At 67.3% G+C, this 22,758-nt stretch carries 21 protein-coding genes and 1 riboswitch; of the genes, 6 read left to right on the top strand and 15 right to left on the bottom strand.

Annotated features, from left to right (window positions below):
* Positions 1 to 43 precede the first annotated feature (43 nt).
* Positions 44 to 1,561: an acetyl-CoA hydrolase/transferase family protein gene (locus ABIB42_RS07520; RefSeq protein ID WP_429248163.1), complete on the top strand. Its 1,518-nt coding sequence runs from the start codon at positions 44 to 46 to the stop codon at positions 1,559 to 1,561.
* Here the strand turns inward: ABIB42_RS07520 and ABIB42_RS07515 are convergent.
* From ABIB42_RS07515 to ABIB42_RS07505, 3 genes are all read right to left on the bottom strand, one after another.
* Positions 1,558 to 2,397 carry a hypothetical protein gene (locus ABIB42_RS07515; RefSeq protein WP_005667975.1) on the bottom strand — a complete coding sequence of 280 codons (840 nt, stop codon included), beginning with the start codon at positions 2,395 to 2,397 and terminating at the stop codon, positions 1,558 to 1,560. The genes ABIB42_RS07520 and ABIB42_RS07515 overlap by 4 nt on opposite strands.
* Positions 2,398 to 2,608: 211 nt before the next feature.
* Entirely contained in the window at positions 2,609 to 3,715 is a 1,107-nt protein-coding gene (locus ABIB42_RS07510) for an S-(hydroxymethyl)glutathione dehydrogenase/class III alcohol dehydrogenase (RefSeq protein ID WP_040777195.1), read from the bottom strand.
* Positions 3,716 to 3,794: 79 nt separating this feature from the next.
* Positions 3,795 to 4,442: an ANTAR domain-containing response regulator gene (locus ABIB42_RS07505; RefSeq protein WP_429248162.1), complete on the bottom strand. Its 648-nt coding sequence runs from the start codon at positions 4,440 to 4,442 to the stop codon at positions 3,795 to 3,797.
* 191 nt (positions 4,443 to 4,633) lie between these two features.
* Here ABIB42_RS07505 and ABIB42_RS07500 point away from each other — a divergent pair, with 191 nt between their 5' ends.
* Entirely contained in the window at positions 4,634 to 5,248 is a 615-nt protein-coding gene (locus tag ABIB42_RS07500) for a hypothetical protein (protein WP_005667970.1), read from the top strand.
* Here ABIB42_RS07500 and ABIB42_RS07495 read toward each other — a convergent pair.
* Complete coding sequence (locus ABIB42_RS07495; protein WP_005667969.1) at positions 5,211 to 5,747, bottom strand: GNAT family N-acetyltransferase; 537 nt, start codon at positions 5,745 to 5,747, stop codon at positions 5,211 to 5,213. The genes ABIB42_RS07500 and ABIB42_RS07495 overlap by 38 nt on opposite strands.
* Positions 5,748 to 5,864: 117 nt before the next feature.
* Between ABIB42_RS07495 and ABIB42_RS07490 the strand changes: the two genes are divergently transcribed.
* The gene (locus tag ABIB42_RS07490) at positions 5,865 to 6,218 is read left to right on the top strand and encodes a nuclear transport factor 2 family protein (protein ID WP_429248161.1); all 354 of its coding nucleotides are present in this window, start codon (positions 5,865 to 5,867) and stop codon (positions 6,216 to 6,218) included.
* Between the two features lie 7 nt (positions 6,219 to 6,225).
* On the opposite strand, the gene ABIB42_RS07485 is transcribed toward ABIB42_RS07490, so the two are convergent.
* The 7 genes from ABIB42_RS07485 to ABIB42_RS07455 form a co-directional block, all read right to left on the bottom strand.
* A complete protein-coding gene (locus tag ABIB42_RS07485; protein ID WP_429248160.1) occupies positions 6,226 to 6,939 on the bottom strand; it encodes an ion channel in 714 nt (237 codons plus the stop codon).
* Between the two features lie 38 nt (positions 6,940 to 6,977).
* On the bottom strand, positions 6,978 to 7,592 hold the full coding sequence (gene thiE, locus ABIB42_RS07480; RefSeq protein ID WP_219862580.1) for a thiamine phosphate synthase: 615 nt from the start codon (positions 7,590 to 7,592) through the stop codon (positions 6,978 to 6,980).
* Positions 7,593 to 7,604: 12 nt separating this feature from the next.
* Entirely contained in the window at positions 7,605 to 8,351 is a 747-nt protein-coding gene (locus ABIB42_RS07475; RefSeq protein ID WP_429248159.1) for a hydroxymethylpyrimidine/phosphomethylpyrimidine kinase, read from the bottom strand.
* Positions 8,348 to 9,151 carry a thiazole synthase gene (locus ABIB42_RS07470; protein ID WP_429248158.1) on the bottom strand — a complete coding sequence of 268 codons (804 nt, stop codon included), beginning with the start codon at positions 9,149 to 9,151 and terminating at the stop codon, positions 8,348 to 8,350. The genes ABIB42_RS07475 and ABIB42_RS07470 overlap by 4 nt, the downstream gene beginning before the upstream one ends.
* Positions 9,152 to 9,164: 13 nt before the next feature.
* Complete coding sequence (gene thiS / locus ABIB42_RS07465; RefSeq protein ID WP_005667962.1) at positions 9,165 to 9,368, bottom strand: sulfur carrier protein ThiS; 204 nt, start codon at positions 9,366 to 9,368, stop codon at positions 9,165 to 9,167.
* Positions 9,369 to 11,294, bottom strand: a complete 1,926-nt coding sequence (gene thiC, locus ABIB42_RS07460; protein WP_005667961.1) for a phosphomethylpyrimidine synthase ThiC — start codon at positions 11,292 to 11,294, stop codon at positions 9,369 to 9,371. It abuts the gene before it with no gap.
* 74 nt (positions 11,295 to 11,368) lie between these two features.
* Positions 11,369 to 11,475, bottom strand: a riboswitch (TPP riboswitch).
* Positions 11,476 to 11,556: 81 nt separating this feature from the next.
* Complete coding sequence (locus ABIB42_RS07455) at positions 11,557 to 11,850, bottom strand: hypothetical protein (RefSeq protein WP_005667960.1); 294 nt, start codon at positions 11,848 to 11,850, stop codon at positions 11,557 to 11,559.
* 704 nt (positions 11,851 to 12,554) lie between these two features.
* On the opposite strand from ABIB42_RS07455, the gene ABIB42_RS07450 reads away from it, so the two are divergent.
* Positions 12,555 to 15,353, top strand: a complete 2,799-nt coding sequence (locus ABIB42_RS07450) for a valine--tRNA ligase (RefSeq protein WP_219862572.1) — start codon at positions 12,555 to 12,557, stop codon at positions 15,351 to 15,353.
* A 66-nt stretch (positions 15,354 to 15,419) separates the two neighbouring features.
* Here ABIB42_RS07450 and ABIB42_RS07445 read toward each other — a convergent pair whose 3' ends face one another.
* Together ABIB42_RS07445 and ABIB42_RS07440 are read right to left on the bottom strand one after the other, a co-directional pair.
* Positions 15,420 to 16,799 carry a cytochrome P450 gene (locus ABIB42_RS07445; RefSeq protein WP_229520342.1) on the bottom strand — a complete coding sequence of 460 codons (1,380 nt, stop codon included), beginning with the start codon at positions 16,797 to 16,799 and terminating at the stop codon, positions 15,420 to 15,422.
* Between the two features lie 196 nt (positions 16,800 to 16,995).
* Positions 16,996 to 18,021: an MBL fold metallo-hydrolase gene (locus ABIB42_RS07440; RefSeq protein WP_273028984.1), complete on the bottom strand. Its 1,026-nt coding sequence runs from the start codon at positions 18,019 to 18,021 to the stop codon at positions 16,996 to 16,998.
* 129 nt (positions 18,022 to 18,150) lie between these two features.
* Between ABIB42_RS07440 and ABIB42_RS07435 the strand changes: the two genes are divergently transcribed.
* Complete coding sequence (locus tag ABIB42_RS07435; RefSeq protein ID WP_005667954.1) at positions 18,151 to 18,762, top strand: TetR/AcrR family transcriptional regulator; 612 nt, start codon at positions 18,151 to 18,153, stop codon at positions 18,760 to 18,762.
* Here ABIB42_RS07435 and ABIB42_RS07430 read toward each other — a convergent pair.
* Both ABIB42_RS07430 and ABIB42_RS07425 read right to left on the bottom strand, forming a co-directional pair.
* Positions 18,759 to 19,970, bottom strand: coding sequence for a sensor histidine kinase (locus tag ABIB42_RS07430; RefSeq protein WP_273163577.1), 1,212 nt, complete (start codon positions 19,968 to 19,970; stop codon positions 18,759 to 18,761). The two genes, ABIB42_RS07435 and ABIB42_RS07430, sit on opposite strands and share 4 nt — an antisense overlap.
* A complete protein-coding gene (locus ABIB42_RS07425) occupies positions 19,960 to 21,294 on the bottom strand; it encodes a sigma-54-dependent transcriptional regulator (protein WP_005667951.1) in 1,335 nt (444 codons plus the stop codon). Before ABIB42_RS07425 ends, ABIB42_RS07430 begins: the two co-directional genes overlap by 11 nt.
* 180 nt (positions 21,295 to 21,474) lie before the next feature.
* On the opposite strand from ABIB42_RS07425, the gene ABIB42_RS07420 reads away from it, so the two are divergent.
* Positions 21,475 to 22,758 (top strand): efflux RND transporter periplasmic adaptor subunit, encoded by a 1,284-nt coding sequence (locus ABIB42_RS07420; protein ID WP_429248157.1) that lies wholly within the window; start codon positions 21,475 to 21,477, stop codon positions 22,756 to 22,758.

Here is a 22,758-nt window from a genome sequence, read left to right as displayed (position 1 = left end):
AAGAAAAACAAGACCACACCAAGCCTGAACCTGAGGAGAAACCATGCATCACGATCACCACCTTGCCCACGACCGCGTCCGCCTGCCGCAACTGCGCGAGCGCATCACCAGCGCCGCCCATGCCGCCGAATGGATCCAGGACGGCATGACCGTCGGCACCAGCGGCTTCACCCGCGCCGGCGACGCCAAGGCGGTGCCGCTGGCGCTGGCCGAACGCGCACGCAGCGCGCCGCTGGCGATCACCCTGATCACCGGCGCCTCGCTCGGCGGCGAGACCGACGCGGCGCTGACCCAGGCCGGCGCGCTGGCGCGCCGCATGCCGTTCCAGACCGACCCTACCCTGCGCGCCGCGATCAACCGCGGCGAGGTGATGTTCACCGACCAGCACCTGTCCGAGACCGTCGAGCTGCTGCGCACGCGCCAGCTCGCGCCGGTGGACGTCGCCATCATCGAGGCGATCGCGATCACCGAGAGCGGCGCCATCATCCCGACCACCTCGGTCGGCAACAGCGCCAGCTTCGCGATCCTGGCCGACAAGGTGATCGTCGAGATCAACCTCTCGCAGTCGCCGGCGCTCGAAGGCCTGCACGACGTCTTCATCCCCAAGCACCGCCCGCAGCGCGAACCGATGCCGCTGATGAACGTCAGCGACCGCATCGGCGCCACGGCGATCGCCATCCCGCCCGAGAAGATCGTGGCCATCGTCATGACCGAGAAGCACGACAGCGCTTCCACCATCCAGCCGCCGGACGACGACACCGCCGCCATCGCCGGCCACCTGACCGATTTCTTCAACGCCGAGATCGCCGCCGGCCGCCTGACCGAGCGCTTGATGCCGATCCAGGCCGGCATTGGCACCATCGCCAACGCCGTGCTGGCCGGCCTGATCGACGGTCCGTTCAAGGGCCTGACCATGTACTCCGAGGTGCTGCAGGATTCGACCTTCGACCTGTTCGACGCCGGCAAGCTCGATTTCGCCTCGGGTTCGTCGATCACGCTGTCCGAGGGAAAGGGACGGCAGGTGTTCGCCGAGCTGGAAAAGTACAAGGACCGCCTGGTGCTGCGTCCGCAGGAAGTGAGCAACCATCCGGAAGTCATCCGCCGCCTGGGACTCATCGCCATCAACACGGCGCTCGAGTTCGACATCTACGGCAATATCAACTCGACCCACGTGGGCGGCACCCACATGATGAACGGCATCGGCGGCTCGGGCGACTTCGCGCGCAACGCCTATCTGTCGGTGTTCGCGACCAAGTCGGTGGCCAAGGGCGGCAAGATCTCGAGCATCGTGCCGATGGTCTCGCACGTCGACCACACCGAGCACGACGTCGATATCGTGGTGACCGAAGTCGGCCTGGCCGACCTGCGCGGCCTGGCCCCGCGCGAACGCGCCCAGCGCATCATCGACCACTGCGTGGCCGAGCCGTACAAGCAGATGCTGCGCGACTACGTCGAAGAAGCGAATGCGCGCGGCGGCCACACGCCGCACGTGCTGGAAAAGGCGTATTCGTGGCACGTGCGGTACCGCGAAACCGGTTCGATGCTGCCGGTTGCGGATTAACTTGCCGTCGGCACGGGCCTGGCGAGTCCTTTCGCGCGCGCGTCCCTGATCAGGGCGCGCACCGTCTTGTCGGCGGCCTTGCTCTCGCGTTCCATCTCCTTGCCCAGCTCGCCCATGCGCTTGCCCAGCCTTTCCATCGGCTGGTTGGCGATTTCCATCTGGCGGCTGATGTCTTCCATCGAGGCGCGCTGCTGGCGCGCCTGCGGACCGTTGTAGGCTTCGCCGATGCGCTCGCCGGCGTCGGACATGCGCTTGCCGGTCTCGGCCATCTTCTGCTGGATGATGCGGCGCTCCGCATCGTCGCGCGCCGCCGCCATTTGCCGGCTCAGCAGGTCCATGTGCTTGCTCAGCGCCTGCATGCCGTCGTCGACTTCGCGCATGTCGCGCTCGCTCGGCAGGTTCGCCGGCTTGGCTGCGGCGCGCTCCATGTCACGGCCCAGCGCTTCCATCTTCTTGCCGTGCTTTTCCATTTCCTTGCCGTGGACCTTCATCATCTCGCCGAGACGGTCGAGCGGCGCCCAGGCGGCGCGCGCCCGCTTGACCGTGTCCGGATCCTGGATCACGTAGCCACGCCCATCCGCGCGGAACCAGATGAATTCGCCCTGGATGGCGCGCTGGGCCGCGCGCACCTCGTCCCAGTCGTCGCTGCTGCCGCTGATGTCGAAACTGCCCGACGTCTCGCGTACCAGGGCGTAGGGCTCGTCCGCCGCCGCCACGCGCACCACGCGCGGCTTGCCGTCGGCCGCCGCCTGGGTCGGCATGGCGAACGCCGCCAGGGTAGCGAGGCCGAGGAGTGGAAGCGCCAGCTTCCAGTGGGGCGATGCGGTGCGTGACATGGGCTAGTCTCCAGTGGTGGGCCGGGCGCGGCCGGCGATGAAAACACTGTAGACAAGACGGCATGCGCCGCCCAGCGCGCTGCGACAGACGGTCGAAATCGCGGAACAGGCGGTGGAACAGGCGCCGAAGCCGCCGCCAGAACGACGACGCGGCCCGAAGGCCGCGCTGGAACGGTGCATATGCGGCAGGCCGGGCGGCCCGCCGGGATAATTAATACACCACGACCGAACGGATCGACTCGCCCGACTTCATCAGGTCGAAGCCTTCGTTGATGCGGTCGAGCGGCAGGTGGTGGGTGATCAGGTCGTCGATATTGATCTTGTTTTCCATATACCAGTCGACGATCTTCGGCACGTCGGTACGGCCGCGTGCGCCGCCGAAGGCCGAACCTTTCCATTCGCGGCCGGTCACCAGCTGGAACGGACGGGTGGAAATCTCCTGGCCGGCCGCCGCCACGCCGATGATGATCGACTGGCCCCAACCCTTGTGGCAGCACTCGAGCGCCTGGCGCATGGTGTTGACGTTGCCCACGCACTCGAAGCTGTAGTCGGCGCCGCCGTCGGTCAGCTGGATGATGCTGTCGACGACGTTCTCGACCTTGGTCGGGTTGATGAAATGGGTCATGCCGAACTTGCGCGCCATGGCTTCGCGTTCCGGGTTCAGGTCGACGCCGATGATCTTGTCGGCGCCCACCATCCTGGCCGCCTGGATCACGTTCAGGCCGATGCCGCCCAGGCCGAACACGACCACGTTGGCGCCCGCTTCGACCTTGGCGGTGAAGATCACGGCGCCGATGCCGGTGGTGACGCCGCAACCGATGTAGCAGATCTTGTCGAATGGCGCGTCATTACGCACCTTGGCCAGGGCGATTTCGGGAACCACGATGTAGTTCGAGAAGGTCGAGGTGCCCATGTAGTGGTAGATCGGCTGGCCGTCCAGCGAAAAACGGGACGTCGCATCGGGCATCAGGCCGCGGCCCTGCGTCGAGCGGATCGCCTGGCACAGGTTGGTCTTCTGCGACAGGCAGAATTTGCACTGGCGGCATTCCGGCGTGTACAGCGGAATCACGTGATCGTCGCGGCGCAAACTCGTCACGCCGGGACCGACGTCGACCACCACGCCGGCGCCTTCATGGCCCAGGATGGCCGGGAAGATGCCTTCGGGATCGGCGCCCGACAGCGTGTAGTAGTCGGTGTGGCAGATGCCGGTGGCCTTGACCTCGACCAGCACCTCGCCGGCCTTCGGACCTTCGAGTTCGACCTCTTCGATCGTGAGCGGGTGGCCCGCCTTCCATGCAATTGCTGCCTTCGTTTTCATGTCGTATTCCCGTTGCTTGAAGAAAAACCGCGCGTCCATGAGCGCGCCGCAAAGGTGACATGATAACAAGCTTGTGAAATCACGTCCGGCCGCGGCCCCGCAATCGTTCGCCGATGGCGCCATGCAACCCGTTGAGGGTTTCCTCGGCGGCCAGGATCTGCTCGGCCACCTCGCCCATCTTGCGCCGCTGCGAGCGCGCCTCGTCGCGCAGCACGTCGAAGGCCAGGTGGCGGTCGATGTGAAAGCGCGCCATCAGCACGCCGACCGCGATGCTGGTCTCGCGTCCCGCCGCCAGCGCCGAGGTCAGGCTTTCCTCGCTGCGGCGCAGGCGCCGGATGTCGTCGCCGCGCGCCAGCGCCGCGGCGAATGCCGGCAACAGCTGCGCGCCGTCGACCGGCTTGACCAGGTAACCGACCGCGCCGGCATCGGCGGCGGCGCGCGCCGTCGCCGCATCGTCGCTGGCGGACAGGAACATGAAGGGGATGGTCGTCTCTTCGCGCAGCAGGCGCGCCAGCGCCAGGCCCGACATGCCGGGCATCTCGATGTCGAGCAGGACCAGGGCGATCCCGTCCGCGTGCTCCTCGATCGTGCGCAGGGCCTCGGCCGCGGTGCCGGCGTCGAGGGTATCGTGGCCGGCGTGCTGCAGCACTTCGGCCAGGTATTCGCGCAGCAGCGCATCGTCGTCGACGATCAGTACCAGGCGGCGCGCTGGTGGTTGTGGGTTCATGCTTCCTCCTGTCTATACATGGGACGTCAGCGCCGCTGACGTGCTGGAGCATGAAAAAAATATAGCACGCAAGATTGTGAACGCGCCAGTTGGAAACGACACAATGTCAGATTCATGGAATGGCTGGCGCCGATGAATTTCTTGGGATACCATCGTTCCCTGCACCTTTGCAGGGCCAAATGGAGAACACCATGCCCGATTCCGCGAAGGTGCGCGCCGCGCATCTCGACGCCACGCCCGCGATCCCGCGACCGGCACTTCTTGCGCTCGACCTGTCACTCGCCTTCCCCGCCGCCTTGCGGCCAGCGGTCGCCGCGCTGACCGACAGCGCGGGCTGGCGCCCCGAAATACGCCACTATACCTATCACGTCATGCTCGGCGGCGACACACTGACGATTCCTTTGCGACTCTACGTTGACCGCGGCCTGCTGTGGGACGATGCCGGCCGCGACGCCACCGGACGCGGCATAGCATGGTGCCTCGGCACTCGCCACCACGACGGCCATGTGCGCGAAGCATGCCTGACGCGGCTGCTGGCGGCGCCGCAAGGCTGGATGGCGCCCTTCATCGTGCATCTGGTGGGCGAATACGTAGACGAGATCGTGCAGCGGATCGAGGCGGCGCTGCCGGACCTCGCGCCCGACATGCGGGCCGCCCTCGCCGCCTTCGTGCGCGAAAATCCGCGCTATCTGGACACGATCGAGCGCCGCACCGTCAGCTACCGGCCCTACCTTTGCCCTGCGTCGGAGAGCTATCCGGGCAAGCGCGTCATGGCCTGCCTGCGCGCGCTGGGCCGGGAAGCGTGAGCCGCATGCGCTGCTCCATCAGGTCCGAGCCCGGCCGCAAGGGCTCGCGCACGCCGGCCTCGACGAAACCGGCGCGCTCGTAGAGGCGCAGGGCGTCGGCATTGGTGCAGGTGACGCCCAGTTGCATCGCCTGCGCGCCGCGCTCCGTGGCCCAGCGCACCGCGTCATCCAGCAAGGCGCCGGCCACGCCCCGTCCGCGCGCCTCGGGAGCAACCCACATCTGGAACAGGTTGACGATGGTTGCGTCGTCGCCGTCCTCCTTGGCCCAGGCCAGGCCGACCAGGGCGCCATCCATCTCGGCGGCCAGCGCGCGGTCGATGCCGGACGTGGTCGAGCGCGCCAGGCGCGCGGCCCAGGTCTCGGGCGCCAGCGCTTCCTCGGCGGCCAGGGTGCTGCCGAAGGCGTCCGGCGCGTCGGCGAGCGCGCGCAGGCGGATCGCGCGGTAGGCCTGCCATTCGTCGGCCACGAATGGCCTGATGGAGAATGCAGAGCGGGTCATGACGAACTCTCGTTTATTCCAGGAAACCGATTTTAGCAGGCCGCATCCGGCTCATTGCCGAGCGCCCCTAACGAACGACAATTGGTACATTGAAGCTTCTAACCAGGGAGAGACTTCATGTCCGAACTGAACAAGAGCATCCTGCAACAGGCGAATGCGGCGGTGACCCGCGGCGACAACGAAGGATTCCTGGCGTTCTGCACCGACGACCTCGTCTGGTCGACGGTCGGCGGCGAAACCCTGCGCGGCAAGGAAGCAGTGCGCGCCTGGATGGTGGATGGCTATGCCGAGCCGCCCAAGTTCACCGTGCGCGAACTGGTCGCGGAAGGCGACCTCGTGGTCGCTTTGGGCGACATCGAATCGAAGGACGAGCAAGGCAACACGGTGCAAAATGCCTATAGCGACGTCTGGCGTTTCCGGGATGGCAAGATGGCCGAATTGCGCGCCTTCGTGGTGCCGTTCAAGGAGTGAGACGGGTCTAATCCCTCTCCCAATCCTCCATGCGGCGCTTGCGCGCCCTTCCGACCGCGATCCGGTTACGCGTGGTAAACGCAATCAACCGCGCCACCACCACCGCCAGGTACATCAGCCCGACCAGCATCTCGACGCTGGCCAGCGCCCGCGCATGCACGGTCAGCGGGATCACGTCGCCGATGCCGGTGCTCGACAGCAGCGCGAAGCTCAGGTAGTTCAATTCGGTCCAGGTGCGCGGCGCGCCGGAGTTGACGGCAGCAGCGAAGCTGCCGGGATGGAGTTCCTGCACCAGGATGTACATGTGGGTGAAGCCCCATGCGAGCAGGGTGAAGGTGGCGCCGGCCGCGAACAGCTCGTCGGTGGTGGCCAGCTCGTCGTCCATCATATAGGCGATCAGGCTGCCCGCCGCATAGAAATAGAACAGCGCCTCGAGCCCCGACGACCAGGCCAGCAGTTCGCGCAGCCCGAACAGGATCTGCGCCAGCAGCAGCGCGATGATCGGCAGCGCCAGCGCCAGGCTGACCCGCACCTCGCCCGGCGTGCGCCGCACCATGCGGATGGTGAAGGCCAGCACCACGATGCCGAAGGCATTGAAGGCCACCTGGCCGGCCGGCGTGCCCTCGATGAAGGGATAGGCCAGCATGCCGATCAGCTGGACCAGCAACAGGATGGCGGACGGGTGGCGGCGGGTGTGGACGAACAGGAGCAAGGGGCGCATGGATGGACGACGGTGATCGCGATGCGCCCATTGTAGGTTCAGGCGGGCGGAAACAGCGCGCCGAATGCGCGCGCCGCCGCGCCGGGATCGCGCGAACCATAGACGCTCGTGATCGCCGCCACCAGGTCGATCCCGCGCGTCACCAGCGGCGCCGCATTGCTCGGTGTCATGCCGCCGATGACGACGATCGGCAGGCTGAACTCGGCGCGCGCCTGGTCCAGCAGCTCGGGTGGCGTGACAAAAGTGTACTTCTTGACCGGCGACGGATAGAAGCCGCCGAAGGCGACGTAGCTGGCGCCGGCTTCGACTGCCGCGCGCGCCAGGGCCAGCTCGCCGTAGCACGAGGCGCCGACGATCTTGTCCTTCCCCAGCAGCGCGCGCGCCTCCTGAACGCCGTCATCGGTATGGCCCAGGTGCACGCCGTCGGCGTCGATCGCCTGGCACAGGTCGAGGTGGTCGTTGATGACGAGCGGCCGGCCGTGACGGCGGCACAGCGCGAGCAGCGCCGCTGCCTGCTCCTTGCGCAGGTCGGGACCGGCTTCCTTGTGGCGGTACTGAACCAGCGCGGCGCCGGCGCCAAGGGCAGCGTCGGTCGCGGCGATCAGTTTTTCCGTATCGTCCCAGTTCGGGGTAACGAGGTACAAGCCGCGCATGGCGGACTCCTTTCAGCTTGTCGATTGCAACAGGCGGCGCGGGATGCGCTGCCCTAGCGCCAGCGCATACGACTGCGCCAGCGCATGGTGGGTATAGGTCTGGGCCGTGTCGAGCGCCGCCTCCATGCGCTCGCCCAGCGCCAGCCGCGCCGCCAGCGCCGCGGCCAGGGTGCAGCCGCTGCCGTGGTAGCCGTGCGGCAGGCGCGGCCAGTGCCAGGCGCGTCGCTCGACGCCGTCGACCAGCCAGCGGTTGACGACGGTGTCGCCTGCGGCGTGGCCGCCGGTCACCAGCACCTGCGCGCCGTGGATCTCGCCCAGTGCTTCGTGTTCGGGCAGGTTGGGCAGCACGATCGTCGCCAGCGCCAGCAGTTCGCGCAGCGCTTTGATAGCGTCGCCCTGCCCCAGCGCATCGCCATGGCCGCTGGCCAGCACCGGATCGAGCACCACCGGCAAGGTGGGCCGGCGCGCGCGCAAAGTCCGGATGACGTCCGCGATCGCCGCCGCATTGGCGGCGTTGCCGGGGATGCCGAGCTTGACCGCCCCGATCTCGAAGGCGGCCAGAAGCGGCGCCGCCTGGCGCGCGATCCATTCGGCATCCACCGGGCTCGCCGCATGGACCCGGTTATTGTCCTGCGCCGTGATGGCGGTGGCCACGGGCAGCGGGTGCGCACCCTGCGCCGAAATCGCCAGGATGTCGGCGGCCAGGCCGGCGCCGCCGCCGGGATCGAGCCCGGCGAACACCAGCACGCAGGCCGTCATCCGGTGATCTTTCCTTCGACGGGCGACGAGGGCGAGGCGGCGAAACGCTTCGGCATGCGGCCGGCAAGATAGGCATCGCGCCCCGCCATCACCGCATGCTTCATGGCGCGCGCCATGCGCACCGGGTCGCCCGCGGCGGCGATCGCGGTGTTCATCAACACGCCGTCGCAACCCAGTTCCATCGCGATCGCGGCGTCCGACGCCGTGCCGACGCCGGCGTCGACCAGCACCGGCACCGTGGCCTGCTCGATGATCAGGGACAGGTTCCATGGGTTGAGGATGCCCATGCCCGAGCCGATCAGGGAGGCCAGCGGCATCACCGCCACGCAGCCGATCTCCTGCAGGATGCGCGCCTGGATCGGGTCGTCGCTGCAGTAGACCATGACGTCGAATCCATCCTTCACCAGGGCCTCGGCCGCGACCAGGGTCTCGGGCATATGCGGGAACAGCGTCTTCTGGTCGCCCAGCACCTCGAGCTTGACCAGCTTGTGCCCTCCCAGCAGCTCGCGCGCCATCTGCAAGGTGTAGATCGCATCCTTGGCGGTGTAGCAGCCAGCCGTATTCGGCAGGATGGTGAACTCGTTCGGCGGCAGCACGTCCAGCAGGCTCGGCGCGCTCGGGTCCTGGCCGATGTTCACGCGGCGGATCGCCACCGTGATGATCTCGGCGCCGGCGGCCAGCGTGGCTTCGCGGGTCTGCTCCAGGTCGCGGTACTTGCCGCTGCCGACCAGCAGGCGCGATTGGTAGGCGCGGCCGGCAATCGTCAGCACGTCCTGTTTGATGTCGTTCATTGCATTCATGTCTCGTCTCCTGTCAGCCGCCACCGATGGCGCGCACGATATCGACCCGGTCCTGCTCATGCAGGCGCCGGTGCAGCCACTGCTGGCGCGGCACCACCTCGCGGTTGACCGCCAGCGCCATCCCCTGTCCGCTCAGGCCCAGCTGTTCCAGCAGGCCGAACAGGGTTTGCCCCGGCGGCACCTGGCACGGCGCGCCGTTGACTTCGATCGGCGTCATTCACACCTCCCGGTACAGCTGGGCGCCGTTCTTCACGAACTCGATCGCCTTTTCCTGCATGCCCTGGGCCAGCGCTGTCTCCCCTTGCACGCCCTTGGCGGCGGCATATTCGCGCACTTCCTGGGTGATCTTCATCGAGCAGAAATGCGGGCCGCACATCGAGCAGAAGTGGGCCACCTTGGCCGAATCCTTCGGCAGGGTCTCGTCGTGGAATTCGCGCGCCTTGTCCGGATCGAGCCCCAGGTTGAACTGGTCTTCCCAGCGGAACTCGAAGCGCGCTTTCGACAGCGCGTTGTCGCGCAGTTGGGCTCCCGGATGGCCCTTGGCCAGGTCGGCCGCGTGCGCGGCGATCTTGTAAGTGATGATGCCGTCCTTGACGTCGTTCTTGTCGGGCAGGCCCAGGTGCTCCTTGGGCGTCACGTAGCACAGCATGGCGGTGCCGTACCAGCCGATATTGGCGGCGCCGATGCCCGAGGTGATGTGGTCGTAGCCTGGCGCGATGTCGGTGGTGAGCGGTCCCAGCGTGTAGAACGGCGCCTCGTGGCACTGCTCCAGCTGCAGGTCCATGTTTTCCTTGATCAGGTGCAGCGGCACGTGGCCGGGGCCCTCGATGATGGTCTGCACGTCGTGCTTCCAGGCGATCTGGGTCAGCTCGCCCAGCGTCTTGAGTTCGGCCAGCTGGGCTTCGTCGTTGGCGTCGTAGATCGAGCCGGGACGCAGACCGTCGCCCAGGCTGAACGAGACGTCATACGCCTTCATGATGTCGCAGATGTCCTCGAAGTGCGTGTACAGGAAGGATTCGCGGTGGTGGGCCAGGCACCACTTGGCCATGATCGAGCCGCCGCGCGAGACGATCCCCGTCAGGCGGTTGGCCGTCATTGGCACGTAGCGCAGCAGCACGCCGGCATGGATGGTGAAGTAATCGACGCCCTGCTCGGCCTGTTCGATCAGGGTGTCGCGGAAGATTTCCCAGCTCAGCTCCTCGGCCTTGCCATTGACCTTTTCCAGCGCCTGGTAGATCGGCACCGTGCCGATCGGCACCGGGCTGTTACGGAGGATCCATTCGCGCGTCTCGTGGATGTGCTTGCCGGTCGACAGGTCCATCACCGTGTCGGCGCCCCAGCGGATGGCCCAGGTCATCTTTTCCACTTCCTCGCCGATCGACGAGGTGACGGCCGAGTTGCCGATATTGGCGTTGACCTTCACCAGGAAGTTGCGGCCGATGATCATCGGCTCCAGCTCCGGGTGGTTGATGTTGGCGGGGATGACGGCGCGGCCGCGCGCCACTTCCGAGCGCACGAATTCCGGCGTGATCTCGTGCGGGATGCTGGCGCCGAAGGACTGGCCCGGATGCTGGCGGCCGAGCAGCGCCGCCACCCGCTGGCCCATCGGCCCCGAGGATTCCAGCGAGGCGATGTATTCCTTGCGCTGCATGTTTTCGCGCAGGGCGATGAATTCCATCTCCGGGGTGATGATTCCCTGGCGCGCGTAATGCATCTGGCTGACGTTGGAACCGCTCTTCGCGCGGCGCGGCGCGCGCTGCAGGTTGAAGCGCAGCGCGGCCAGTTGCGGATCGTTCAGCCGCGCCTGGCCGTAGTGCGAGGTGGGGCCGTCCAGCTGCTCGGTGTCGCCCCGTTCGGCGATCCATGCCTGGCGCATGGGCGCCAGGCCGCTGCGGATGTCGATCGCCGCGCCCGGCTCGGTGTACGGGCCGGAGGTGTCATAGACGAACAGGGGCGGATTCGGCTCGCCGCCGAAGCTGTCGGGCGTGGGCGACTGGCTGATTTCGCGCATCGGCACGCGGATGTCGGGCCGGCTGCCTTCGATATAGACCTTGCGCGAATTGGGTAGCGGATTGATTGCGGCGTGGTCCACCGTGGCGGTGGCGGCGTCGAATATCCGGGATGACTTCAGAGGTGCGTTCATGTGGCTCCCTTGCTTGCGGAGCCAGCAAAGGAGGTGCCGGGTGAGGCAAGGCGGACGCGGGTGTGCGCACGCTTGCATCGATTCGGCTGCTTCCCTTCGCTGGCATTATCCAGATCAGGTTCGGAGGGTATTTCTCACCCACGCGCCGTTGTGGCGACGCATAGGACCCCTAGCGTTTGCCGTCAGGGCGCATGAGCGCCCGGACAGCCAGCCGATTATAGCCCAATCGATTTTCGATGGGCGGAAAATGAATGTGGTTTTATCACAGCATCGGCGGCTCCTGTTCCAGCGCATGCAGCTGCAGCTCGCCGTTCACGGAACGCACCTCGACGAACGGTGTGCGCGCCGGCGCAATGGCTTGCGCGACCGGCGGCCCGCCGTCGACCGACACTTCGAGCTGCACGCTGTCGGCCGCGGTGTGGACGTCGACCGCGTCCGCACGCGAGATCGTCCAGTCGGTGCTGACGCCGGACCGCTGGTACACCTGCTTGCCGTCGACCCGCACGCTCACGGTATTGTTCTGGAAGCCTTCGCCCAGCCTCACGCGTAATGTCATGACCTTCTTCTGCTATTGAAGATGTGAACAAATTTGCCCAACGTCCTCTTCCTGCCCCGAGCCGTCTTGCTAACCGTTCTCGTATCTGACAGGCGTTACTTTCCCGCCTCCCGCCAGACATGAGCTGGCGGCAGTGTCTGACATTGCCGCCAGACTCGCCACGGGTAGCGCCGTTCTCGCCATGAGGCACGGTGGCGAACCGTTGCAATTCCACGACTTGCAACCGACGTGATGCGTTGTTTGCTCATGACCGTCACCAGCAATCATCGAGAAGCAGAACTGGACAGTAAACTACCTATCTGCGGCACTTGGTTTTCGTGACGCGGACGAGTTGTCTCGATAGTGCACCGTCCAACCAGCGTACGTCGTTCAGACAGCGCAGGCAGGACGAGAGTTCCGCTCCCCGGTGGTGTGCATTGACGGCATTCCGGTGAAACGCTGATGCCTTTCCCTGGGCTTTCAGGCTTATCCTTCCTTCATGCCAAGTCGCTGCCGGGAATGTCGCGTGCGATTCGCCCAGGCCGCCAGAGTTCGTTGCGATCAGATATCCGCTCGGAGGACATCAGACAATCTTCGTAATCGAGCAGCACCAGCAGCGATGTGGCCGCGCATGCCCCCCGTTGCACGATGCCGCCGGGATAGGCTGGCGATGCAAGGTGACCTATAATGGTTCTTTCGCAAAAAATTTCACCTACCACCACATCATGGAATTAGCCAAGTCTTTCGAGCCAGCCGATATTGAACAGTTCTGGCGCGCCGAGTGGGAAAAGCGCGGTTATTTCGCCGCCACCATGGACGAGGGCAAGCCGTCCTTCAGCATCCAGCTGCCGCCGCCGAACGTGACCGGCACCCTGCACATGGGCCACGCGTTCAACCAGACCGTCATGGACGGCCTGACCCGCTACTACCGCATGCGCGGCTATAACACCGCCTGGGTGCCGGGCACCGACCACGCCGGCATCGCGACCCAGATCGTGGTCGAGCGCCAGCTCGACGCCCAGAAGATCTCGCGCCACGACCTCGGCCGCGACGCGTTCCTGGAAAAGGTCTGGGAGTGGAAGGAAAAGTCGGGCAACACCATCACCGGCCAGATGCGCCGCCTGGGCGCCTCGGCCGACTGGCAGCGCGAATACTTCACGATGGACGACGTGCGCTCGAAGTCGGTGGTCGAAGTCTTCGTGCGCCTGTACGAGCAGGGCCTGATCTACCGCGGCAAGCGCCTGGTCAACTGGGACCCGGTGCTGGGCACGGCCGTGTCCGACCTCGAAGTCGATTCGCAGGAAGAAGACGGCTCGATGTGGTACATCCAGTACCCATTGGCCGACGGCAGCGGCCACCTGACGGTCGCCACCACCCGTCCCGAGACGATGCTGGGCGACGTCGCGGTCGCGGTCGACCCGACCGATGAACGGTATACGAGCCTCGTGGGCAAACTGATCAAGCTGCCGCTCACCGGCCGCGAGATCCCGATCATCGCCGACAGCTACGTCGACAAGGAATTCGGCACCGGCTGCGTCAAGATCACCCCGGCCCACGACTTCAACGACTACGCGGTCGGCCAGCGCGCGAACCTAGCGCCGATCAACATCTTCACGCTCGACGCGAAGATCAACGAGAACGCGCCGGAACAGTATCGCGGCCTGGACCGCTTCGCCGCGCGCAAGCAGATCGTCGCCGACCTGGAAGCGCTCGGCCTGATGGAACAGATCAAGCCGCACAAGCTGATGGTCCCGCGCGGCGACCGCACCAACGTCGTGATCGAGCCGATGCTGACCGACCAGTGGTTCGTCGCCATGACCAAGCCGGCGCCGGAAGGCACCTTCAATCCGGGCAAGTCGATCACCGAAGTGGCGCTGGAAAAAGTCGCCAGCGGCGAGATCAAGTTCGTGCCCGAGAACTGGAGCACCACCTACAACCAGTGGCTGGGCAATATCCAGGACTGGTGCATCTCGCGCCAGTTGTGGTGGGGCCACCGCATCCCGGCCTGGTTCGCCGAAGACGGCTCCATCATCGTCGCGCGCAATGAAGAAGAAGCCCAGGCCAAGGCCGCCGCGCAAGGCATCACCGGCGCATTGCGCCGTGACGACGACGTGCTCGACACCTGGTTCTCGTCGGCGCTGGTGCCCTTCTCGACCATGGGCTGGCCGGAGGAAACGCCGGACATGAAGATGTTCCTGCCGTCGTCGGTGCTGGTCACCGGCTTCGACATCATCTTCTTCTGGGTGGCGCGCATGGTCATGATGACCGCCCACTTCACCGGCAAGGTGCCGTTCGAGACCGTGTACGTGCACGGCCTCGTGCGCGACTCGCAGGGCCAGAAGATGTCGAAGTCGAAGGGCAATACGCTCGACCCGATCGACCTGATTGATGGGATAGATCTCGATAGCCTGGTCGCCAAGCGCACCACCGGCCTGATGGACCCGCGCGCGGCCGAGAAGATTGCCAAGGCGACCCGCAAGGAGTTCCCGGAAGGGATCCCGGCCTTCGGCACCGACGCCGTGCGCTTCACCATGGCGAGCTACGCTTCGCTGGGCCGCAACATCAACTTCGACCTGGGCCGCGCCGAGGGTTATCGCAACTTCTGCAACAAGCTGTGGAACGCGACCCGCTTCGTGATGATGAACACCGAAGGCAAGGACTGCGGCGCCCCGGCTGCCGAGGACCTGTCTCCGGCCGACCGCTGGATCATCTCGCTGATGAACCGCGTCGAGCTCGACGTCGCGAAAGGTTTCGCCGACTACCGCTTCGACAATATCGCCAGCAGCATCTACAAGTTCGTGTGGGACGAGTACTGCGATTGGTACCTCGAAGTCGCCAAGGTGCGCGTCCAGCAGGGCACGGAAGCGCAGCAGCGCGCCACCCGCCACACCCTGCTGCGCGTGCTGGAAGTGATCCTGCGCCTGGCGCATCCGATCATCCCGTTCGTGACCGAAGCCCTGTGGCAGAGCATCGCGCCGCTGGCCGGCAAATCCGGCGAGACCATCATGCTGCAGCCGTATCCGCTGGCCGACACCTCGCTGATCGACGAGGACGCCGAAGCGTGGATGGAGCAGTTCAAGGCGCTGACCGACGCCACCCGCAACCTGCGCGGCGAGATGTCGCTGTCGCCGTCGGTGCGCGTGCCGCTGATCGTCGAGCCGGGCAACGAGGAAGACCGCGCCAGGATGGCGGTGTTCGCGCCGTACATCCAGCTGCTGGGCAAGCTCGCCGAAGTGCAGATCGTGGACGCGCTGCCGGAATCGCCGGCCGCGGTGTCGATCGTCGGCACCACCAAGCTGATGCTGAAGGTCGAGATCGACGTCGCCGCCGAACGCGAGCGCCTGTCGAAGGAGATCGCGCGCGTCTCCGGCGAGATCGCCAAGGCCGAGGGCAAGCTGTCGAACGAGAGCTTCGTTGCGCGCGCGCCGGCCGCCGTGGTGGCGCAAGAGAAGGAGCGCGTGGCGAACTTCTCGGCCACCTTGGCCAAGATGCAGGAGCAGTTGGCGAAGCTGCCGGCGGCTTGACCGGACTTGCACCCGGTTCAAACGCGGCTTCGGCCGCGTTTTTTGTTGGGGGACGGCGTGGCGGCGTTATCGTAACGCGAAGCGCAAGCCGTAATTGTCCAGCGTCCCCGGCAGCTGCGCCGGGTCCAGTCGACCTTGCGGCAGCAGCCGCAAGGTTTTCCCGTCCGCGCCCGCATCGATCAAGGCCCCCAGCATCACGCTGGTCAGCATCAGCACCAGATTGCGCGCCGGGCACGTCACCGGTCCGCTGCTGAACGGAATCAAGGGCCAATCGCGATCCTGCGCATCCCTCACCTTATCGTCCTTCAACCACAACTCGGGCGCAAACCGGTTGGCGCATGCCATGCGCCGGTCATCCCGATGGAAGAACGGCGTGAACACCAGCACCCCGGTCCCTGCCGGCATCGTGTCTCCGCTCCAGTCGGTATCGCGCGTCGTCTGGCGCAGGATCGCCGGCGTCGTCGGCCACAGGCGCAGCGATTCCAGCACGGTGGCGCGCAGGAACGGCAGATATTGCCGCGCCATGCCGGGATGGCTGCGCAGTTCTTCGCGCGCGCGCTCCGCCTGCTCAGGATGTGCCGCCAGCAGCGCCAGCGCGCGGAAGGTGGCCATGCCGGCGGCGTCGAAGGCAAACAGCCATTGCGGCACCTGCTGGTTCGGCGCCGCATCGGGCGTCCTGGGAACGCTCGCCGCGACCGCTGCCAGGCTGCCGGGTTCGGCGCGCTCGAGGTAGGCCTGGATGCGCGCGAGGAAGCGTTGGCGCGTAACGGTCTTCCTGGGACGCATGAATGCCCAGTTGGCCGCCTGGCGCAGCGCGATGATCATGTCGCTGATTTCCTGGTCGCCGGCTGCGGCGTCGCCGAAGACGATGCGCCGCACCAGGCGGGTCCAGCCGGCGTTGAAGCCATCCCAGTCGAGTTTTCCCTGGCGACGCGCGCGGTCCAGGATGCGCCCGGCCTCATCGTCGACGGCCGGCAGGAACTGGCCCACCATGTGATGGACGGCGCGTTCGTGCTCGAGCACTTCCTCGTTGAAGCGGCGCCGCTCGGCGCGCTCGCGGCCGCACGAAATCAATGCTCCTTCGGGCTCGAAATGCGACAGCGCGGCGCGCTTTTCGCTGCTGGCGGCGCTGAACGGTTCCGGCGATTCGTCCAGCACCCGGCGCACGTGTTCCGGCGCCAGCAGGACGGCCTGCTTGCGGATCGGCAGCGGCAGCATCAGCGGCCCGTCTCCATACTTGTCGCGCAGCTTCTGCATGCGGCGCACCGCACGCGCGTCCAGCCCAAGGCGCTCGGCCAGCGCCACCATCTTGGGGCGGCGCACGATCACGCCCTTGGCAAAGGTCGGGGCCAGCACCTCCACGGCCAGGGCCGCCGTGTCGATCGCGCCGGCGGTGGCCAGGCCACCATGTCTTGCCGCGCCTGCCCTGCGGGAAGACTGGGACATCCATTTAGCTGCTGCGACACCCCCGGCCAAACCGAGCGCGCCGGCAAGCAGCAAGTTCCGATTGCGTTTGTTCATGTCAGCCACTCTCCAGATTCGTCACGAACGGGCACGGCCCGGCATGTGCCTGACAGTCCAGTTCGTCATGTGGACTTTACGACAAGAACGTCAATGGCGACGCACGGCGCCTACTTCGCGCCTACTTTATGGCGCGCCACCATGCGCGCCCGGAATGCGGCTGGCGCAGGTCGACTGCCTCGCCCATCTCCGGCGTGGTCAGCCTGACGCCCTTGTCGTCGGCCAGCTGCGCGATGCGGTCGAACGGATCCTGCCAGCGATGCATCCCCAGGTCGAAGGTGCCGTTATGCACGGGGAACAGCCAGCCGGCGTTCAGGTCGAGGAAGGCTTGCATGGTTTCCTCGGGCTGCATGTGGACGTCGGGCCAGCGCTTGTCGTAGGCGCCGGTTTCCAGCAGCGCCACGTCGAACGGGCCGAACCTGGCGCCGATCTCCTTGAAGCCCTTGAAGTAGCCGGTGTCGCCGCTGAAGAACAGGCGCAGGTCGTCGTGCTGGATCACCCACGAGGCCCACAGGGTCGTGTTCGCATCGGCCAGGGTGCGGCCCGAGAAATGCTGGGCCGGCGTCGCGGTGACGCGCACGCCGCCCACTTCCGTTCCCTGCCACCAGTCGAACTGGCGCACCTTGGCCTGGTCCACGCCCCAGCCGACCAGCCGGTCGCCCACGCCCAGCGGCGTCAGGAACAGGTCCGTCTTCGCGGCCAGCGCCTTCACGGCGGCGTAATCGAGGTGGTCGTAGTGGTCGTGCGACAGGATCACGGCCTTGATGGGCGGCAGTTCGTCGATCGAGATCGGCGGCGCATGGAAGCGCGCCGGGCCGGCCCATTGCACGGGCGAGGCGCGTTCAGAGAAGACCGGATCGGTGAGATAGAACTCGCCGCCGAGCTTGATCAGCATGGTCGAGTGGCCGAGGCGGTACAGCGTGTTGTCGGGCGCGGCCAGCAATGCCGCCTGGCTCAGGCTGCGCACCGGCACCGCCTGCTCGGGAATCGTGCCCTTTGGTTTGTCGAACAGGAAGATCCACCACAGCTTGGCCATCTCGCCAAAACTCATCTTGTGCATCTCGACCGGGTTACGGTATTTCCCGTCGTGAAATTGCGGCGAGGCCGGCGCGGTGGCGGTGCTGGCGATGGAGGTGCAGGAAGCCATGATAGCGAGTGCTCCGAGTAAGAGAGTGCCGAGAAGTAGGCGCATGGTGTCGATGGATAGTCATAAAGTACACTACACAGTGTAGTATCGAAATTTGAGAAAGTAAACTACTGAGTGTAGAATTCGCGTATGCACACGCCGACCCGCCTGACCGACCGAAAACGCAGCGCCATCCTGGCTGCCGCTGCCGAGCAGTTTCGCGTCCACGGTTACGAAGCCGCGAGCATGGATGCCATCGCGGCGCTTGCGGAAGTCTCGAAGCGCACCGTCTACAACCACTTCGCCAGCAAGGAAGAGCTGTTCGCCGAAACGGTGATGCAGATGTTCGAAAGCAGCGCCGGCGAGCTCGAACTGGGCTACCGTCCCGAGCGCAGCCTGCGCGCGCAGCTGGTCGAATTGATGGCGCTGAAGATGCGCACCCTGGCCGATCCGGAATTCATCGCGCTGGCGCGGGTGGCGATCGGCGAGGCGATCCACGCGCCCGAGCGCACGCTGCCCATCCTGGCGCGCCTGGGCGAGCGCGAAGAAGGCGTCACGGCCTGGATCCGCGCGGCCCAGGCCGACGGCAAGCTCAAGGCGGGCGACCCGTCGTTCGCCGCCACGCTGCTGCAGGGCCAGATCAAGACTTTCGCCTTCTGGCCGCAGATCGCGATGGGCGCCGCGCCGCTCGCGCCGCAAGAACAGGAGCGCGTCATCGACGCCGCGGTGTCGATGTTCCTGTCGTATTTCGCGGCCGGCTAGAAACCGATCACGAAGCGGGCGCCCTGGCCCACCGATTTCGCATAGCGCACCGTGCCGCCGTTGGCATGGACCAGGTGGCGCACCATCGCCAGCCCGATCCCCCCGCCCTGCTTCTTCGTCGTATAGAACGGCGTGAAGATGTGGGGGACCGAGGCCTCGGGAATGCCCGCGCCATCGTCCACGACCTCGATGCGCAGGCGGCTGCCGCGCACCAGGCGCGCCTCGACCCGGGCCTGCCCGCCGGCCCGGGTGGCTTCGAAGGCGTTCTTGAGCAGGTTGATCAGCGCCTGCTCCAGCTGGCCCGGATCCACCATCAACTCCAGCGAGGCCGGTTGGACCGCGAACGTCACGTCCCCGCCGCGCGCGCGCCAGCCTGGTCCCACCAGCGCATCGACCCGATCGAACAAAGCGGCCAGCGCCACCCGCTCGGGCCGCGCTGCCGGCAGGTTCGACAGGCTGCGGTAGCTGGCGACGAAATCGACCAGGCTGTCGGCGCGGCGGTTGATCGCATCCAGCGCCGTCTTCAGGTCGGCGCCGACGTCCGGCGGCAGGCCGGCCGCGGATCCGTCCAATGCGTCGTCCAGCAGGTCGCGCGCGGTGCGCGACAGCGAAGCGATCGGCGTCAGCGAATTCATGATCTCGTGGGTCAGCACGTGCACCAGCTGGCGCCACGACTTGAGGGCTTCGGCCTCCAGCTCGCTCTCGACCGGCATCAGCGCGGCGAGGCGCTGCGGCGCGCCGTGCAGGGTCAGCATCGAGACCGCCGCCAGCGCCCGCTCGACGCCGCGCTCGGACTCGAATTCGACCAGCCGCCGCTGTCCCGCCTGCGTGGCCAGCTGGCGATACAGCGCGCCGGCGTCGAGCGCGCGACCCGGCGCGACCAGCTTGCGCGCGCTGGCGTTGAGCGGGGCCACGCTGTCGGCGGCGTCGATGGAGAACAAGGCGATCGGCGCATGCTCGAGCCGCGCCTCGAAGGCCAGCGCGCTGTCGAGCAGCGCGCGCTGATCGATGCCGGCCTCCGGCACGACGGGCGGCGCCGGGCGCGCCCGGGCCAGATGCTCCACGCACCACCACAGCAACGCCAGCAGCGGCAAGGCCGCCAGCGCGCACGTCACCTGCAGGCGCGGCGAATCGCGCAGCACGCCCGCGCCGAACGCCAGCGCCAGCATGCCGGCCAGGGCAATCCAGATGCCGGCCCTAGATCCCATGCTTGCCCAGCTTGCGGTACAGCGCGGCGCGGCTCAGGCCCAGCAGGCGCGCTGCCAGGCTGATGTTGCCCCTGGCCTGCTCCATGGCGGCCGCGATGGTCTCGCGCTCCAGCGCGCCGAGCTTGAATTCTTCCCCTGCCGGCGCGCACGCCGCTACCGGCGGCGGCGGCGACGCCAGGCCGAAATCGTCGACATGGTAGTCGGGACGGTTGCCGAGGATGACCGCGCGTTCGCAGGCGTGGCGCAGCGCCCGCACATTGCCCGGCCAGTCCCAGGCGCACAAGCGCTCGAGCGCGCCCGGCGCCAGCTCGCGCACCGGCCGGCCATACTGGCTTTCGTACAGCGACAGGTAGTGGTGCAGCAGCGCCGGGATATCGCCCCGCCGTTCGCGCAGCGGCGGCACGCGGATCACGATCGTGTTCAACCGGAACAGCAGGTCGGTGCGGAACACCGCCGCATCGAACAGGCTCGCCTCGTCGAGATTGGTGGCGCTGACGATGCGCACGTCGACCGGCTCGGCGCGGTCGGCGCCGACCGGCGTCACCTGGCGCCGCTCCAGCGCCGTCAGCAGCTTGGCCTGGGCGCCCAGCGGCATGTTGCCGACCTCGTCGAGAAACAGCGTGCCGCCGTGGGCGGCCTGGAAACGGCCCGCGCGGTCGGACCTGGCGTCGGTGAAGGCGCCGCGCCGGTGGCCGAACATCTCGCTCTCGAAGGTCGCCTCCGGCAAGGCGCCCATGTCGACCGCCAGGAAGGCGCCGTGCGCGCGGCTGGACGCCGCGTGGATGGCGCGCGCCACCAGTTCCTTGCCGACGCCGTTCTCGCCCAGCACCATCACGTTGGCCATGGTCGGCGCCACGCTGGCGATCATCGCCTTGACGCCCTGCATGGCCGGCGAATCGCCCATCAGGGCGGCGTCGACGCCGGCGCCCCTGGCGCCGCGGCGCGCCAGCGCGGCGTCGACCGCCGCCAGCAGGCGCGCATTGTCCCAGGGCTTGGTGATGAAGTCGCCGGCGCCGCGCTTGAGCGCTTCCACCGCCAGCGGCACGTCGGCATAGGCGGTCAGGACGATCACGGCCGGCGCGGCGGCCATGGCGCGCAGGCGGTCAAGCACCGCCAGGCCCTCGGCGCCGTCGATGCGGCCCGGCGTGAAGTTCAGGTCGAGCAGGACCACGTCCGGCACGCCGGCCTCCAGCACGGACGCGAGCCGCGCCGGATCGCCGAGCGTCGCCACCGCGCCGTGGCGCCGCCGCAGCAGCATCTGCGCGGCGCAGGCGACGTCGGGGTCGTCGTCGAGGATCAGGATGCGCGCGGCGGATTGGCTCATGGAGGTGCGGGAAAACAGGTCAGCAGGCATTCTAGCAGCGCGCAATGGCGCCGTGCGGCCGTCCCCGCGCACCTGTCCGCAAGCGCACACCCCACCTGTCCGGAACCGGACAGGTGGGCGCGAAAAAATCTCCAGCGGCCCGCAAAAGCGCCTGGCACGGCGCTTGCAAACGATGCCGGCATGGACCAGATACCCCCACCCGCCGTCACCGGCGCCGCCATGGACATGCAGTTGCCGCCACGGCGCGGCCGCCGCGCCATGCGCCTCGCGCTGTCGTTCGCCGTTCTCGCCGCCGGCGCCCTGCTGCTGTGGCAGTGGCTGCCGCGCGGCCTCGCGGTCGAGACGCGCGACCTGCGCATCGCCACGGTCGAAGCCGGCACCTTCCGCGACGAGATCGTCGTGCGTGCGCTGGCCGAGCCGCTCAATTCGGTCATGCTCGACGCGGTCGAATCGGGCCGCGTCGAGGAAGTGTTCGCCCGCGACGGGCAGATGGTGAAGAAAGGCGAGCTGCTGTTTCGCCTGTCGAACCCGCAGCGCAACCTGGAACTGCTGGCGCGCCAGGCGGAACACGCGCAGCAGATCTCGAACCTGGCCAACCTGCAGGTGGCGCAGGAAGCGGTGCGCACCGACCACCAGCGGCGCCTGAACGACCTCGCCTTCGCGCTCGACCAGGCCGACAAGCAGCATGCCCGCAACCTGCGGCTGGCGCGCGCCGGCTTCATCTCGGCGGTGGCGCTGGAGGAATCGGGCGACAGGCTGGCGCGGGCGCGCCGCGCGCTGGACGAGGAAGGACGCGGCATGGCGCGCGAACAGGACGTGCGCGGGCGCGCGCTGGCGCAGATGGACCAGGCGATCCGCGGCCTGGCCTCGGGCCTCGACCTGGTGGCGGCCACGGTCGATGCGCTGGCGGTGCGCGCGCCGAGCGACGGCGTGCTGACCGACTTCCGGCTGCTGGTCGGCCAGGCCGTGCGCCAGGACCAGGCCATCGGCCGCATCGACGATCCGAACCGCTTCAGGCTCAGCGCCCAGGTCGACGAGTTCTACCTGAACCGGGTCACGCCCGGCCGCGAAGGGCGCGTCATCCAGGACGGCAAGACCCATGCGCTGCGGGTCAGCACCGTCTACCCCCAGATCAAGGAAGGCCGCTTCAGCGTCGAACTGGTGTTTACCTGGCGCCAGCCGGAGGTGATCAGCCCCGGGCAAGGCATGGACGTGCAACTCACGCTCGGCCAGTCGGCCCGGGCTCTGCTGCTGCCGAACGGCGCCTTCGCCAACGACGGCGGCGGCGCCTGGGTCTTCGCGCTGGCCGCCGGCGGCGGCCACGCCGAGCGGCGCGCGGTGAAGCTGGGACGGCGCAACAACACCCAGGTCGAGGTGCTGCACGGCCTGGCCGCGGGCGACCGGGTCATCGTGTCCGGCTATGCGGGCTTCGGCGAGGCCAGGCTGCTGCGGCTCACCGATTGA

This window comes from Massilia sp. UYP32, assembly GCF_050434365.1.
Taxonomy (GTDB): Bacteria; Pseudomonadota; Gammaproteobacteria; order Burkholderiales; family Burkholderiaceae_D; genus Telluria; species Telluria timonae.
The sequence above is the reverse complement of the archived record's forward strand: the minus strand, read 5'-3'. Positions and strand labels throughout refer to the sequence as shown.

Excerpts from the sequence above, each read along its gene's own strand:
- ABIB42_RS07520 (WP_429248163.1), top strand. The coding sequence starts at position 44 with ATGCATCACGATCACCACCTTGCCCACGACCGCGTCCGCCTGCCGCAA.
- ABIB42_RS07515 (WP_005667975.1), bottom strand. The coding sequence starts at position 2,397 with ATGTCACGCACCGCATCGCCCCACTGGAAGCTGGCGCTTCCACTCCTC.
- ABIB42_RS07510 (WP_040777195.1), bottom strand. The coding sequence starts at position 3,715 with ATGAAAACGAAGGCAGCAATTGCATGGAAGGCGGGCCACCCGCTCACG.
- ABIB42_RS07505 (WP_429248162.1), bottom strand. The coding sequence starts at position 4,442 with ATGAACCCACAACCACCAGCGCGCCGCCTGGTACTGATCGTCGACGAC.
- ABIB42_RS07500 (WP_005667970.1), top strand. The coding sequence starts at position 4,634 with ATGCCCGATTCCGCGAAGGTGCGCGCCGCGCATCTCGACGCCACGCCC.
- ABIB42_RS07495 (WP_005667969.1), bottom strand. The coding sequence starts at position 5,747 with ATGACCCGCTCTGCATTCTCCATCAGGCCATTCGTGGCCGACGAATGG.
- ABIB42_RS07490 (WP_429248161.1), top strand. The coding sequence starts at position 5,865 with ATGTCCGAACTGAACAAGAGCATCCTGCAACAGGCGAATGCGGCGGTG.
- ABIB42_RS07485 (WP_429248160.1), bottom strand. The coding sequence starts at position 6,939 with ATGCGCCCCTTGCTCCTGTTCGTCCACACCCGCCGCCACCCGTCCGCC.
- thiE (WP_219862580.1), bottom strand. The coding sequence starts at position 7,592 with ATGCGCGGCTTGTACCTCGTTACCCCGAACTGGGACGATACGGAAAAA.
- ABIB42_RS07475 (WP_429248159.1), bottom strand. The coding sequence starts at position 8,351 with ATGACGGCCTGCGTGCTGGTGTTCGCCGGGCTCGATCCCGGCGGCGGC.
- ABIB42_RS07470 (WP_429248158.1), bottom strand. The coding sequence starts at position 9,151 with ATGAATGCAATGAACGACATCAAACAGGACGTGCTGACGATTGCCGGC.
- thiS (WP_005667962.1), bottom strand. The coding sequence starts at position 9,368 with ATGACGCCGATCGAAGTCAACGGCGCGCCGTGCCAGGTGCCGCCGGGG.
- thiC (WP_005667961.1), bottom strand. The coding sequence starts at position 11,294 with ATGAACGCACCTCTGAAGTCATCCCGGATATTCGACGCCGCCACCGCC.
- ABIB42_RS07455 (WP_005667960.1), bottom strand. The coding sequence starts at position 11,850 with ATGACATTACGCGTGAGGCTGGGCGAAGGCTTCCAGAACAATACCGTG.
- ABIB42_RS07450 (WP_219862572.1), top strand. The coding sequence starts at position 12,555 with ATGGAATTAGCCAAGTCTTTCGAGCCAGCCGATATTGAACAGTTCTGG.
- ABIB42_RS07445 (WP_229520342.1), bottom strand. The coding sequence starts at position 16,799 with ATGTCCCAGTCTTCCCGCAGGGCAGGCGCGGCAAGACATGGTGGCCTG.
- ABIB42_RS07440 (WP_273028984.1), bottom strand. The coding sequence starts at position 18,021 with ATGGCTTCCTGCACCTCCATCGCCAGCACCGCCACCGCGCCGGCCTCG.
- ABIB42_RS07435 (WP_005667954.1), top strand. The coding sequence starts at position 18,151 with ATGCACACGCCGACCCGCCTGACCGACCGAAAACGCAGCGCCATCCTG.
- ABIB42_RS07430 (WP_273163577.1), bottom strand. The coding sequence starts at position 19,970 with ATGGGATCTAGGGCCGGCATCTGGATTGCCCTGGCCGGCATGCTGGCG.
- ABIB42_RS07425 (WP_005667951.1), bottom strand. The coding sequence starts at position 21,294 with ATGAGCCAATCCGCCGCGCGCATCCTGATCCTCGACGACGACCCCGAC.
- ABIB42_RS07420 (WP_429248157.1), top strand. The coding sequence starts at position 21,475 with ATGGACCAGATACCCCCACCCGCCGTCACCGGCGCCGCCATGGACATG.